Raw genomic sequence first — 13,679 nt, 5'->3', positions numbered from 1 at the left:
GTGCTCCGGCCTCGGGGCAGCGGCAGGCCGGTGACACGCGGCCGACGGTCGTTCGAGAGCTGCCGCGCGTCCCGGCTTCCTGACCGGTTCGCCCCCCGCCCGAGGAGCCTCAGCCGTTCGCCAGCTCTCCGAGCAGTTTCCATGTACGGCGTCGGTCCGCCTCGCCACCCAGGTCCGTCGCGGTGAACACGACTTCCGTCGCCCCGGCCTCGCGGTAGCGGCGTAACTCGGCGGCTACGGTCTCCTCGTCGCCGATCACCGCCAGGTCGGCGGCCCTGGTGGCGCCGGAGAGGCCGATGACCCGTCGGTAGGAAGGGAACTGTTCGTAGAACGCGAGCGTCTCGGTCGCGGTCTCCCGTACCGACTCGACGTCGGCGGTGACCACGCCGGGCACGAAGGCCACGATCCGGGGCGCCGGCCGGCCCGCGGCCTCGGCCGCGGCGGTGACGGCCGGGACGATGTGCTCGGCGAGGGCGCGTGTGCCGGCCAGAAGCGGAAGGATGCCGTCGGCGAGTTCGCCGGACGCGCGTAGTGCCTGCGGTGCCATGGCGGCGACCAGCAGCGGCACGGCCGGTTCGGCTCCCGGCACCGACGCGGGCAAAGGCGTGGTGGCGGTCAGCAGCTCTCCGTGGAAGTCGGCGCTGCCCGTCTCCACGAGCCGGCGCAGAGCGGTGAGGAACTCCCGGAGCCGGGCGATGGGGCGCTCGTACGGGATGCCGAAGCCGGTCTCGGTCAGGTACTTGGTGCCGAGTGCGAGGCCGAGGTGGTAGCGGCCGCCGGTGGCGGCCTGGGCCGTCTGGGCCTGGCTGGAGACGAGCAGCGGATGACGGCCGAAGACGGGGATCGCGGCGGTCCCCACGTGCAGTCCGGGCACCTCACGGCCGACGATCGCGGCGAGCGTAGGAGAGTCGTACGCGAAGGTCTGTCCGAACCACGCGGAGCGCAGTCCGGCCTCGTGGGCCTCCCGCGCGAGCTGCACCGTGGTGTCGATCCGGTTCTGGAGAGGGAGTGCTACGCCAATGGTCATACCGGTGCAACCGGCAGGCGCGTGAGGGGTGTTCCTGCTCTCTGTGACAATCCCGTGGCGGCTTCGCGGCGCACCGACGCCGAGTGCCGCTGGAGGTGCGGCGGTGTCAGGCAATCGGTGGCGCGCACCCTCTAGACATCCGATCTATTCTCCGGCGACGATGATCGTACCCGCGGCGGATGTCGATCGGGCTGCTGTCTCTCTGCGAAAGAGCCGATGAATGGGCTGGGAGATCTTACTGTGATCAATGAATCCGACCCGCAGCGGCGGAGCGTTCTCAAGTTGGGCGGTGCCCTCGCCTTCGCACCTTTGACCACCCAGCTGACCGGAGGCGCCCCCGTGGAGCAAGCCGTCGCCGCAGAGGCCGACGCGTCGGCAGCCGTCCAGTGGCCGACCCTTTCGCGCAAGGCGCTGAAGTACCGCGTCCCCGCTGCGGACTGGCAGTCGCAGGCCCTGCCGATCGGCAACGGCCGACTCGGTGCCATGCTCTTCGCCGATCCCGATGAGGAGCGCATCCAGTTCAACGAACAGAGCCTGTGGGGAGGGGTCAACAACTACGACAACGCTCTCGCCGGCAAACCGGACAGCGATTACGACACGGGCATGACCGGCTTCGGTTCGTACCGGAACTTCGGTGACGTCGTCGTCGCCTTCGCTTCCCCATCGGGTCCGAAGGTCACGGCCCCGGGGGGACCGTACAGCAGCTCCTCCGAGGAGGGGGTCGACAAGACGTACGACGGTGCGTCGAGCACCAAGTGGTGCATCGAGGGGCCCGGTTCGAAGGTGCGGTGGCAGGTCGAGCTGTCCCACCCCGCCGCAGTCGCGTCGTACCGTCTGACGAGCGCCAACGACGTGCCGCAGCGCGACCCGCAGGAGTGGACGTTCTCGGGTTCCGTCGATGGGGCCACCTGGACCACGCTGGACAGCCGCACTCTGGACGCGCCCTTCGAAAGCCGTTTCCAGACGAAGGAGTTCACCTGCGCCGACAGCGCCGCCTACCGTTTCTACCGGTTCGACTTCATCCCCGAAGCAGGCGTCAGCCACTTCCAGGTGAGCGAGATCGGCCTGGCCGGCGTCGACCTCGGCGGCGGCGGTTCGATGTACCTGTCGTCGCCGAGCGGGCACTCCGAGGGATCCGGTGTCGGGACCGGGTCCCGAGCCACGGGCATCTCGTCTTCGGTGGACCGCGATCCGACCACGGTCTGGCGCGTCGACGCCGCCGCACCGACGGTCGTATGGCAGGCCGACCTGCCCCGCGCGGTCACCGTCACCTCGTACGCGCTGACGGCCGCCCCGGACCGCCCGCAGGACGACCCCCGGCGGTGGGTGCTTGAGGCCTCGCAGGACGGGCGTGCCTGGACGACCCTCGACACGCAGAACCCCGCGGTGCCCTTCGCCGGCCGCGGCGAGACCCGGACCTTCCGGATCACCAACAGCACGGCCTACCGCGCCTACCGCCTCACCCTGACCCCCGACGAGTCCTCCACCGGCTTCCAGATCGCGGAGATCGCGCTGGAAGGCAAGAGCTTCGACACGCGCACGCGGCGGACGGTCGTCGACTACCAACGCAGCCTCGACTTCGTCAACGGTGTCCACGTCACCCGTTTCGGCCCGCCGGGACGACGTGTCCTGCGCGAGGCCTTCGCCGGCCGGTCGGCGGACCTCATGGTCTTCCGGTACACCTCGGACAGCGCCCAGGGACTCTCCGGAGCGATCTCGCTGACGTCCGGACAGGACCAGGCCCCGACGACCGTCGACGCCGGTGCCCGGCGGATCGCCTTCACCGGTGTCATGGGCAACGGCCTCAAGCACGCGTGCACGGCCCAAGTCGTGCACACCGACGGCAACTTCAGCGCTGAGGGATCGACGCTCCGGTTCAGCGACTGCACCACTCTGACGCTGCTCCTCGACGCCCGTACCGACTACAGGCTCGACGCTGCCGCCGGGTGGCGTGGAGCCGATCCGCAGGCAGCCATCGACCGGGCGCTCGACAAGGCGGCCGCCCGGTCCTACGGCAAACTGCGCGACAGGCACGCCGCCGACACGCGTGCCCTCATGAACCGTGTCTCGGTCGCCTGGGGCACCTCCGACGCCGACGTCGTCGCCCTGCCGACCGACGCCCGACTGGCGCGTTACGCGGCCGGTGGGGCCGACCCCACCCTCGAACAGTCGATGTTCGACTACGGCCGCTACCTGCTGATCAGCTCCTCTCGCCCCAACGGCCTGCCCGCCAACCTCCAGGGCCTGTGGAACGACAGCAACCAGCCGGCGTGGGCCTCCGACTACCACACCAACATCAATGTCCAGATGAACTACTGGGGAGCCGAGACGACGAACCTGGCGGAGAGCCACGAGGCGCTCGTCAAGTTCATCGAGCAGGTGGCGGTGCCCAGCCGCGTGGCGTCCCGCAACGCCTTCGGCAAGGACACGCGCGGTTGGACCGCCCGCACCAGCCAGAGCATCTTCGGCGGCAACTCATGGGAGTGGAACACCGTCGCGAGCGCCTGGTACGCGCAACACCTGTACGAGCACTGGGCGTTCACCCAGGACCTGGGTTACCTCCGTACCGTCGCCTATCCGATGATCAAGGAGATCTGCGAGTTCTGGGAGGACCATCTCAAGGAGCGCGAGGACGGACTTCTCGTCGCCCCGAACGGCTGGTCCCCCGAGCACGGGCCGCGCGAGGACGGCGTCATGTACGACCAGCAGATCATCTGGGACCTGTTCCAGAACTACCTCGACTGCGAGGCGGCGCTCAAGGCGGACCCCGCCTACCGGGCCAAGGTCACGGACCTGCAGGCACGCCTCGCACCGAACAAGATCGGCAAGTGGGGCCAACTGCAGGAGTGGCAGAAGGACATCGACGATCCCACCGACATCCACCGCCACACCTCGCACCTCTTCGCGGTCTACCCGGGCCGCCAGATCACCCCGGACACACGCGACTTCGCGGCCGCCGCCCTCGTCTCGCTCAAGGCCCGGTGCGGGGAGAAGGAGGGCGTCCCGTTCACGGCCGCGACGGTGTCGGGCGACAGCCGCCGCTCCTGGACCTGGCCCTGGCGGGCGGCGCTCTTCGCCCGCCTCGGTGACGGGCAGCGCGCCCAGATCATGCTGCGCGGACTGCTGACCTACAACACGCTGCCCAACCTGTTCTGCAACCACCCGCCCTTCCAGATGGACGGCAACTTCGGCATCTCCGGCGCCGTGGCGGAGATGCTCCTGCAGAGCCACGACGACGTCATCCACCTCCTGCCCGCCCTCCCGGACGACTGGAAGGCCAAGGGCTCCTTCACCGGCCTCCGCGCCCGCGGCGGCTACGAGGTCAGCTGCGAGTGGCGGAACGGCAAGGTCACGTCGTACGAAATCGTGGCCGACCGGGCGCGGAACCGGAAGAGCGTCACCGTGCGGGTGAACGGCACCGACAAGAAGGTGAAGCCGACGAAGCCGTGAAGGCGGCCAGGCCGTGAAGCCGACGAAGCCGTGAAGGCGGCCGAGCGCCGAAGGTGTTCCCGCCTCGCTGTCGCCGCGGCAGCCGAGCCGACGACCGTCCACCGCCCTGAGCGAGGTGGCCGCGTCGTCGGCCCGGCCGGTCCCGGCATGGGATCCCGGCCACGGACGGTGTGATGACGGCTGCCAACTCATCACGCTCGGTGCTCCGGATCAGTTGCAGGGTCGGCCGGACGACGCCGCCCGGTCGCGCCATCAACCGCGCGAGCACGATGGCCCGGATGTCGAGCCGCTCGATGGTGGGCCTCGCGCCCTCTTCGTCCGGTCGGCGAGCAGGGCGGCACCCCTGCCCCGTCCGCCTGCTACCCGACCTGCGCCCTCCGCCACTCCACTTCCTGGGTAGCCATCGGGGCATGGACGCTGTACACGTCGCCGACCCGCAGGTTGTCCGGCGTGTGGTGCTCGCCGTAGGTGCCTATGACGCAGACAGCCACATGGGAATCGGGCTGCCAGAAAGTGCGGAAATACGGGGTGTACGCGGGGATTTCCGGGATCTCCAGCAGGGGGACGCCGCGCCGTACCAGTAGACGTTGCAGCTTTTCGAACCGAAGCCTGGGAGCGAACCGTCCGTACCGGGCCCGGAGTTCGTCGTTGACGAGGGTGCGGTCCCGGTGCGCGAGCCGGTGCACCTGCAGGGTGAAGTGGTGGCCCGACCAGGGGTGGTCGGCGGAAACGCGGTCCCAGTGGAACTCGGCGAGGCCGTAGTCACGCCACATGCTGCGGTCGCCGAAGGTGCCCTCGGCGAAGTCCGACCCGAGGACCTCGGTGACGTGGTCGGGAGAATCCGCGGGGCCCATGCCGAGCACGGTGCCGGTGGTGACGACGTCCACGTAGAACGCCAGGGAATGCGGGGTCAAAGGCTGATCCTCGATGCGGTGTGGTCCGACATGATGTGGGACTTCCCCACCGGGGGCGGGCACCACCCATGTGCCCCTGCGTGGGAACCGCCGGGCCCGGTCGACCCGGCGAAGACCCTACGCCAATCCTGCCGTCAGCCGTCGTTCAGCGTGCTTGCTCCATGGAGAGTGAGCCAGAACCCGAGTCACGACAGCGACTCGGTGCCGCGGGGGCGGGCCCTGCGCGGTCAGCGCAGGATCTGGACCGCGTACAGTGCGCCGACACCTGTGGCGAGGGTGCCGAGCAGGAGCCGAAGTGCGGTCTCGGGCAGCAGCGGCTGGAGCCGGGCGCCGACGTAGCCGCCGACCAGGCCCCCCGCCCCGCAGGACAGGCCCAGCATCCAGTCGGGAGCGACGTCACCGGTGGCGCCCAGGGAGAGCAACGCGTAGGTGATCGCGCCGACGACGGACGTCACGAACGTGGAGGCCAGCGCGGCGGGCGCGACGGTGGCCACCGGCGCTCCGCGGCCGACGAGGACCGGGCCGAGCAGGGAGCCGCCTCCGATCCCGTAGATGCCCCCGGCGACTCCGACGGCCAGCGCCAGCGACGTCGTCGCGCGGGGCGACGGCAGGCGGGTGGCGCGGGCCGGTGCCGGCCGCACGGTCCGCAGCCACAGCCACAGTCCGAGCGGCAGCAACAGGGCGGAGATGAGCAGGCGGAAGACCCGCGGGCCCGGAACGGCGAAGACACGGATCACCGCCCCGATGACAACGCCGGGCACGGTACCCGCGATCAGCAGGCGGGTCAGCGGGCCACCGAGACGTCCGGCCCGCCAGTGACGCAGGAGTGCGCCGGGGCCGGCCACCACGTTGTACAGGAGGTTCGTCGGGGTCACCGCCGGGCTCGGCACACCCAGGACGCTGACCTGCACCGGCAGCAGGAAGACCGCTCCGGAGACACCCACGGGCGAGGTGGCCACCGAGATCAGGAGCCCGGCGACGAACCCGAGCAACCCCGTCGACCACGTCACCACAGCCCCCTTGCCGGATCACCACCCCCGTGCACGCCCCGGAGCCCGGATCCGGATCGGGTGCCTCCCGTTGGCGTGAACATCGGCCCGGGCTCGATCCAACCGCCTCCCAGAACCATGGACAACCGCTGTCCAACGTGCGGAATGGCCACGGTCATCGGTGTGAGGACGGTGAATATGGCTGGTGGCCGGTCAGTGGCCACCAGCGGCGGCGTGTCGGGGCGGCCGGCGCCAGTTCTTCGGGCTGTGCACGATCTGCCCCCGCACACCGCCGCACCGGGCACCACCTCGGAGAACCGGCTCAAGCTCCTGGCCGGCCCGGCAGCCCTGCGCGACGCTCTGCAGAACAGCGCCACGGTCGCGGCGGTGTCATTCGGCGTGTGCCGGGGTGAGCAGGACCCGGTCGTGGCCGGCCCTGCGGACCGGGCCGGTGAGACGGAGGGTGCCGGTGAGGCGGATGTCGGTGCTGGAGGCGCCCAGCATGACGGTGATGTCGCCGGGTTCGACGATGCGGTGCAGGTCGGGCCCGGTGTAGGCGAGGCGGTCGGTGTGCAGACGGAAGGTGACCCTGCGCTGCTCGCCGGGGCTGAGCCGTACTCGGGTGAAGCCGGTCAACTGGGTGACAGGGCGTGGGAGTCGGGCGATCGGGTCGGCGGTGTAGAGCTGGACCACTTCCGTGCCGGGGCGGTCGCCGGTGTTGCGGACCAGGCAGCTGATCTCGACCTCGCCGTCGGTGGGGATGTCGTCGGCGCCAAGTTCGAGACCGTCGTACTCGAACGTCGTGTACGACATCCCGTGGCCGAAGGCGTAGGCGGGCGTGGGGTCGAGGTTGCTGACGCCCTCGGTGTTGCCACCCAGAGGCGCGTGCAAGTACGTGCCGGGCTGACCGCCCGGCGTCCTTGGGATCTGAACCGGCAGTTTGCCCGACGGGTTGATCCGCCCGGACAGCACTCCGGCGAGAGCGGGGCCGCCCTCCTCGCCCGGGAAGAAGGCCTGGACGACCGCCGCCGCCCGGCCGGTGTACGCGCCGAGGGCGTACGGGCGTCCGGAGACGACGAGCAGTACGACCGGGGTGCCGGTGGCGAGAAGCGCCTCGACCAGGTCGTGTTGGACTCCGGGCAGCAAGAGGTCCTCGGCGTCGCAGCCTTCTCCGGAGGTGCCGAGACCGAACAGTCCCGCGCGGTCGCCGACGACGGCGACGCAGATGTCCGCGCGCCGGGCCGCCGCCACCGCCGCGTCGATGCCGCCGCGGTCGGTGTCCTTGACGGGGCAGCCCTGCTCGTACGTGATCCGGGCCTCGGGAAGCTCCGCGGCCAGGGACTCCAGGAGGGAGTGGGCCTGGATGCCGTTGTCGTGGCCGGGGTGGTGGGGGAGGACGTGGTTGGGGAAGGAGTAGCAGCCGAAGAAGGCGTTGGCGTCGTCCGCGCACGGGCCGACCAGGGCGATGGCCGCGGTGTCGGCGGGCAGAGGGAGGAGACCGGCGCGGTTGTCGAGCAGGACGACGCTCTGCTCGGCGAGGTCGCGGGCCAGGGCGCGGTGTGCGGGCGGGTCGAGGTCGATGGGGCCCTCGGTGGTGATGTCCGGGTCGAAGTCGGCGTCGAGGAGCCCGAGTTCGGTCTTCTGGCGCAGCACGCGGCGTACGGCCCGGTCGACCAGGTCCTCGGAGACGGTGCCTTCGCGGACGAGTTCGGCGAGGGGTTCGCCGTAACAGAGGGTGTCGGGGAGTTCGACGTCGAGGCCGGCTTCGAGGGCGCGGGCGCCGGCCTCGCCGTATGTCTCGCCGATGCGGTGCATCGTCCGCAGGAAGGCGATCGACCAGTAGTCGGAGACGACCGTGCCCTCGAAGCCCCATGCGTCGCGCAGGATTCGGGTGAGCAGCCCGGCGTCGGCGCCGGCCGGCACTCCGTCCACGTCGGCGTAGGAGTTCATGACCGAGCGGGCGCCGCCCTCGCGTATCGCCGTCTCGAAGGGGGGCAGGATCACGTCGGCGAGCTCACGCGGTCCCATGGAGACGGGGGCGTGGTTGCGGGCGGCCTTGGAGGCCGAGTACCCGGCGAAGTGCTTGAGGGTGGCGATGATCCCGGCGCTCTCCAGGCCGCGGACGTAGGCGGTGCCGGTGGTGGCGACGAGATACGGGTCCTCGCCGAGGGTCTCCTCGACGCGGCCCCAGCGGTAGTCGCGTACGACGTCCAGGACGGGGGAGAGCCCTTGGTGGACGCCGACCCGGCGCATGCTCGTGCCGATGGCGTGGGCCATGCGTTCGACGAGTTCGGGGTCGAAGGCGGCGGCCCAGGCCAGGGGAGCGGGAAAGACCGTCGCGCGGTACGTCGTGAATCCGGTCAGGCATTCCTCGTGGGCGATGGCGGGGATGCCGAGCCGGGTGCCGTCCATCAACCCGCGCTGCAGAGAAGCCAGTTGGCGTGCGCCTATCGCAGGGTCGACCGGCTTGGTGCCGAACGGGCGGGTGAGATGGCCCAGTCCGTCCTTGCTGGCCTGGTCGAACTCGGTGTGGCGGGCGAAGACGTCCTGCATGGGGGCCACGTTGCCGCTGACGTGTTCCACACCGGGCCAGGCGCTGCCCAGCTGGGCGAGTTTCTCTTCCAGGGTCATCTGGGCGAGCAGGGCCTCGACCCTGTCGTCACGGGGGCAGGCCGGATCGGCCCAAGGCGTGGTCATGGCGCGTTCCTCGGGGTGGTAGGCGGGGGGATTCAGGAGCGGACGGGCGGCGGGGCGGTGGAGGAGCGGACGACGAGCTGGGTGGCCAGCTCCACCCGGTGGCTGTCCAGCGGGTCTCCCGCCGTGAGCCGGAGCAGGGTGCGCAGCGCGGCGCGGCCGATCTCGGCGAAGGGCTGGCGGACGGTGGTCAGGGGCGGGGCGGAGGTGCCGGCCGCGGCGGTGTCGTCGAAGCCGACGACGCTCAGGTCCTCCGGCACCCGCAGGCCGTGCCGGCGGGCGGCTTCGATGACGCCGAACGCCGACTGGTCGTTGCCGGCGAAGACCGCGGTCGGCGGGTCGTCGAGGGCGAAGAGTTCCAGGGCGGCCCGATGGGCGGGTTCGAAGCGGAAGTCGCCCTGCTTGATGAGCCGGGGGTCGGGGGTGATGCCGGCGCCGGTGAGCGCGGCCTGGTAGCCGTGCAGACGGGCCGTGTTGCAGACGGCGTCGTGCCGGCCCTCGATCATGGCGATCCGGCGGTGGCCGAGCTTCAGCAGGTGCTCGGTCGCGGCCATGCCGCCGCTGAAGTTCGTCGCGCCGATACTCGGCACACTCTCGTCCGGCACGTTCGTCGGGTCGATCAGCACCACCGGGATGCCCGCTTGCGCGAACTGGGCGCGCTGCCGGGCGGTCAGCTCGGACGTCACCAGGATGACGCCCTCCCGCCCGGCGTTGGTGATCTTCCGGGCCCATGTGGCACCGAGCGGGTCGTCGGGTGCCGTGCCGATGACGACGTCGACGCCCGCCTTGGCCGCGGCCTGAGTCACGCCCTGGGTGATGACCAGGTTGTTGGGGTTGATCAGCTCGTCGAAGGTCAGGTCGATGGTGCGCACCGGCGACTGCGCGCCGCCCGGCCCGCGAGCCACGTAGTCGTGCTCGACCAGCAGTCGCTCGATCCGTGACCGGGTCTCGGGCGAGACGTCGCTGCGACCGTTCACCACCTTCGACACGGTGGCCACGGAGACCCCGGCCGCTTCGGCGATACCGGTCAGGGTGGTCCGGCTCCGCGTGACGGCTCTCTTCGCCATGCTCATCCTTTCGAACGTTTACGGGGACGGTAGCGCAAGCTTTCGCGAGGGTCCAGGGCGAAATTATCCGGAAAAATAATCCACCCAGCATCTTGACCCCTTGCGGTGCCCCACCTACTTTATCGCCCAGAAATCGCAGAGATTTCGAAAACTTTCGAACCGTGCGGCGCGCACTCGACGAGCCGTCCAGCGCGCTTGGATCCTCTGCAGAGCGAAGGAGCTCCCCATGGCCTCGAGAACCCCGTTCCGTTTCATGAGCACCGCCTCGGCGGCGGCACTGGCCCTCACCCTCTCCGCCTGCGGCAGCGGCGGACGCACCACCGGTGCCGACTCCGGCGACGGCGCGCTGTTCTGGGCGCTGACCCAGGGATCCGAAGCGACCTTCCGGGCCTCGGCCACCCAGTGGAACAAGGACCACCCGGACAGCGAGATCACCTACCAGTACTTCCAGAACGACCCGTACAAGCAGAAGCTGCGCACCGCTGTCGGCGCCGGCAACGGGCCGGTCCTCTTCGAGAACTGGGGCGGCGGCGGGCTGAAGAGCTACGTGGACGCGGGCAAGGTCGCCGACCTCACCTCCGAACTCGACGCCAGCCCGGAGTGGAAGAACCGCATCTTCCCCTCGGTCCTGAAGTCCGCCACCTTCGACGGCAAGACCTACGGCGTCCCCGTCAACGGCGTCCAGCCCGTGGTCCTGTACTTCAACCAGGACCTGTTCAAGAAGGCCGGCGCGGAGCCGCCGAAGACCTGGGACGACCTGCTCGCCCTGGTGAAGAAGTTCAAGGCCGAGGGCATCGCCCCGATCTCCATGGGCGGCGCCTCCAAGTGGCCCGACCTGATGTGGCTGGAGTACCTCGTCGACCGCGTCGGCGGACCCGAGACCTTCGCGAACATCGCCGCGGGCAAGAAGGACGCCTGGTCCGACCCGGCCGTCCTCAAGTCCGCCCAGATGATCAAGCAACTGGTGGACGCGGGAGGCTTCGCCAAGGGCTTCACCTCCGTCTCCGCCGACACCGGCCAGGCCGAGGCCCAGCTGTACACCGGCAAGGCCGCGATGATCCTCCAGGGCAGCTGGGGCTACGGCTCCATCAACGCCGGCTCGCCCGAGTTCGTCTCCGGGGACCACCTCGGCTGGACCGGCTTCCCGGCCGTCACCGGCGGCAAGGGCGACGCGAGCAACATCGTCGGCAACCCGGCCAACTTCTTCTCCCTGTCCGCGCAGGCGAGCGCCAAGGAGAAGAAGACAGCCGTGTCGTACCTCAAGGACGGCGTCTACAACGACGCCTACATCGACAACCTGCTCAAGGGCGGCGACGTCCCGCCGGTGAAGGACCTGGACGCCAAGATCAAGGCCTCGGCCAACGCGGACTGGTCGTCGTACGTCTACAACCTCACCCGCGACGCCAAGAACTTCCAGCTCTCCTGGGACCAGGCCCTCAGCCCCGAACTCGGCAACGACCTGCTCACCCACCTCGACCAGCTCTTCCTCGGCCAGATCAGCCCGGAGGAGTTCTGCGCGCAGATGGACGAGGCGGCGGCGAAGTGAGCACCGCCAAGGTCTCCGCGCCGGCCCGGCAGCAGGGCGGCCCGCCCTTCCTCATGGCACTGCCCGCCCTGCTGCTCTTCGCCGTCTTCGCACTCATACCGATGGGGATCGTCGTCTACCTCAGCTTCACCCGCTGGGACGGCCTCGGCGCGCCGGCCTGGGCCGGCACGGACAACTGGCACACGGCCCTCACCAGCGACGTCACCCGGCACGCCCTCTGGCTCACGCTCAAGTTCATGCTGGTCTCCTGGCTCGTACAGACCCCGATCAGCCTGCTCCTCGGTGTCTTCGTCGCCGGGAAACAGCGCTACCGCGCCCTCCTCGCGGTGTTCTACTTCGTCCCGCTGCTGATCTCCACGGCGGCCATCGCCATCATCTTCAAGAACCTGCTCGACCCCAACTTCGGCCTGGGCGCGAGCCTCGACCTGCCCCTGCTGGACCAGAACTGGCTGGGCGATCCCGAACTCGCCTTCTACGCGGTCGTGTTCGTCATCGCCTGGCAGTTCGTACCGTTCCACACCCTGCTCTACCAGGCAGGCACCCGGCAGATCCCGACTTCCCTGTACGAGGCCGCCGCGATCGACGGGGCGGGCCGGCTCGCCCAGTTCTGGCACATCACCCTGCCCCAGCTCCGCTACACCGTCGTCACCTCCTCGACGCTGATGCTGGTCGGTTCGCTCACCTACTTCGACCTCGTCTTCGTCCTCACCGGCGGCGGCCCCGGCTACGCCACCCGCCTGCTCCCGCTCGACATGTACATCACCGGCTTCCAGAGCAACGAGATGGGCCTCGCCAGCGCTATCTCCGTCATCCTGGTCGCCGCCGGGCTCCTCCTCTCCCTGATCGTCGTCCGCTTCTCCGGCTTCTCCCAGATGCGAAGCCAGCAGGCAGGTGTGTGATGTCCGCGCTCTCCCACGCCCCGCAGACCGACTCCGAGGCCCGTGTGCCCCAGTCCTCCGCAGCACCGTCCACTCCGCCAGGCCGCCTCGCCCGCCTGCGCCGCACCAACTCGCCGGGTACTCTGGGCGGCTTGCTCTGGCTGCTCATCGTTCTCATACCGGTGTACTGGGTCGTCGTCACCAGCCTCCGCTCCCGCGAGGGCTTCTTCGACGCCAACCCCCTGGCGCTCCCCACCGACCCGACCCTGGAGAACTACCGCCTGGTCCTGGACAGCGGCTACACCCACTTCCTGTGGAACAGCGTCGTGGTGACGGCCGGCGCGACCCTGCTGACCCTCGCGGTGTCGTTCCTGGCGGCCTACGCCATCGTGCGCGGCACCAGCCGGGCCCTGCGCTGGACGTTCAGCGTCTTCCTGCTGGGACTCGCCATCCCGCTGCAGGCCACGATCATCCCGGTGTACTACCTGATCGCCAAGGCGCAGATGTACGACACCCTGGGCGCGATCGTCCTCCCCTCGGCGGCGTTCGCCATCCCCCTCACGGTCATCATTCTCGTCAACTTCCTACGGGACATCCCCGACGAGCTGTACGAGTCCATGCGCGCGGACGGCGCCGGCCACTGGCGCATGCTGTGGAGTCTGGCGCTGCCGCTCTCCCGCCCCGCGCTGATCACGGTGACGATCTACGACGCGCTCAACGTGTGGAACGGCTTCCTCTTCCCGCTGATTCTCACCCAGAGCCCCGACAAGCGGGTCCTGCCCCTGTTCGTGTGGAGCTTCCAGGGAGAGTTCACCATCAACATCCCCGCGATCCTCGCCGCGGTCGTCCTGTCCACCCTCCCCATCCTCGCCCTCTACGTCGTCGGCCGCCGCCAGCTGATCGGCGGACTCACCGCCGGCTTCGGCAAGTAGGGATCACCGACGGCGACACACGCGGCCACCCGCGCCTGGCGGCCGCGACGCACGCCGCCCGCGCGGGACCAGGGGACGAGCATCGCGGTACATGTGCCACCGCACGGCGATTACCGAGGCGAGGGCGGCGGGTTCTGGAGGACGGCAGATGCCTCCCGGCTCAGCGCATCGAGTCCGGTCAC

Annotated in this window: 9 protein-coding genes; 4 read left to right on the top strand and 5 right to left on the bottom strand. The window is 69.9% G+C overall.

All coding sequences use genetic code 11. The features are described from left to right. Nucleotides 1-109: 109 nt before the first annotated feature. Nucleotides 110-1,027 (bottom strand): LLM class F420-dependent oxidoreductase, encoded by a 918-nt coding sequence (locus OG622_RS04410; protein WP_371573470.1) that lies wholly within the window; start codon nucleotides 1,025-1,027, stop codon nucleotides 110-112. A 240-nt stretch (nucleotides 1,028-1,267) separates the two neighbouring features. On the opposite strand from OG622_RS04410, the gene OG622_RS04405 reads away from it, so the two are divergent. After that, on the top strand, nucleotides 1,268-4,477 hold the full coding sequence (locus tag OG622_RS04405; RefSeq protein ID WP_371573468.1) for a glycoside hydrolase N-terminal domain-containing protein: 3,210 nt from the start codon (nucleotides 1,268-1,270) through the stop codon (nucleotides 4,475-4,477). A gap of 359 nt (nucleotides 4,478-4,836) precedes the next feature. On the opposite strand, the gene OG622_RS04400 is transcribed toward OG622_RS04405, so the two are convergent. The 4 genes from OG622_RS04400 to OG622_RS04385 form a co-directional block, all read right to left on the bottom strand. After that, nucleotides 4,837-5,391: a hypothetical protein gene (locus OG622_RS04400; RefSeq protein ID WP_371573466.1), complete on the bottom strand. Its 555-nt coding sequence runs from the start codon at nucleotides 5,389-5,391 to the stop codon at nucleotides 4,837-4,839. 227 nt (nucleotides 5,392-5,618) lie between these two features. Then, complete coding sequence (locus OG622_RS04395) at nucleotides 5,619-6,401, bottom strand: sulfite exporter TauE/SafE family protein (RefSeq protein WP_371573463.1); 783 nt, start codon at nucleotides 6,399-6,401, stop codon at nucleotides 5,619-5,621. A gap of 369 nt (nucleotides 6,402-6,770) precedes the next feature. Further along, the gene (locus OG622_RS04390) at nucleotides 6,771-9,077 is read right to left on the bottom strand and encodes a glycoside hydrolase family 3 N-terminal domain-containing protein (RefSeq protein WP_371573462.1); all 2,307 of its coding nucleotides are present in this window, start codon (nucleotides 9,075-9,077) and stop codon (nucleotides 6,771-6,773) included. Nucleotides 9,078-9,109: 32 nt separating this feature from the next. Beyond that, complete coding sequence (locus OG622_RS04385) at nucleotides 9,110-10,141, bottom strand: LacI family DNA-binding transcriptional regulator (RefSeq protein ID WP_371573460.1); 1,032 nt, start codon at nucleotides 10,139-10,141, stop codon at nucleotides 9,110-9,112. 226 nt (nucleotides 10,142-10,367) lie between these two features. Here OG622_RS04385 and OG622_RS04380 point away from each other — a divergent pair, with 226 nt between their 5' ends. The 3 genes from OG622_RS04380 to OG622_RS04370 are packed head-to-tail and all read left to right on the top strand — an operon-like array spanning nucleotide 10,368 to nucleotide 13,497. Further along, nucleotides 10,368-11,687, top strand: coding sequence for an extracellular solute-binding protein (locus tag OG622_RS04380; protein WP_371573458.1), 1,320 nt, complete (start codon nucleotides 10,368-10,370; stop codon nucleotides 11,685-11,687). Beyond that, complete coding sequence (locus OG622_RS04375; RefSeq protein ID WP_371573456.1) at nucleotides 11,684-12,586, top strand: carbohydrate ABC transporter permease; 903 nt, start codon at nucleotides 11,684-11,686, stop codon at nucleotides 12,584-12,586. The genes OG622_RS04380 and OG622_RS04375 overlap by 4 nt, the downstream gene beginning before the upstream one ends. After that, nucleotides 12,586-13,497 (top strand): carbohydrate ABC transporter permease, encoded by a 912-nt coding sequence (locus OG622_RS04370; protein WP_371573453.1) that lies wholly within the window; start codon nucleotides 12,586-12,588, stop codon nucleotides 13,495-13,497. The genes OG622_RS04375 and OG622_RS04370 overlap by 1 nt, the downstream gene beginning before the upstream one ends. Nucleotides 13,498-13,679: the final 182 nt, after the last annotated feature.

Source organism: Streptomyces sp. NBC_01314, from assembly GCF_041435215.1.
GTDB lineage: Bacteria > Actinomycetota > Actinomycetes > Streptomycetales > Streptomycetaceae > Streptomyces.
Note: the sequence above shows the minus strand (reverse complement) of the source record. Positions and strands in the feature narration are given on the sequence as shown.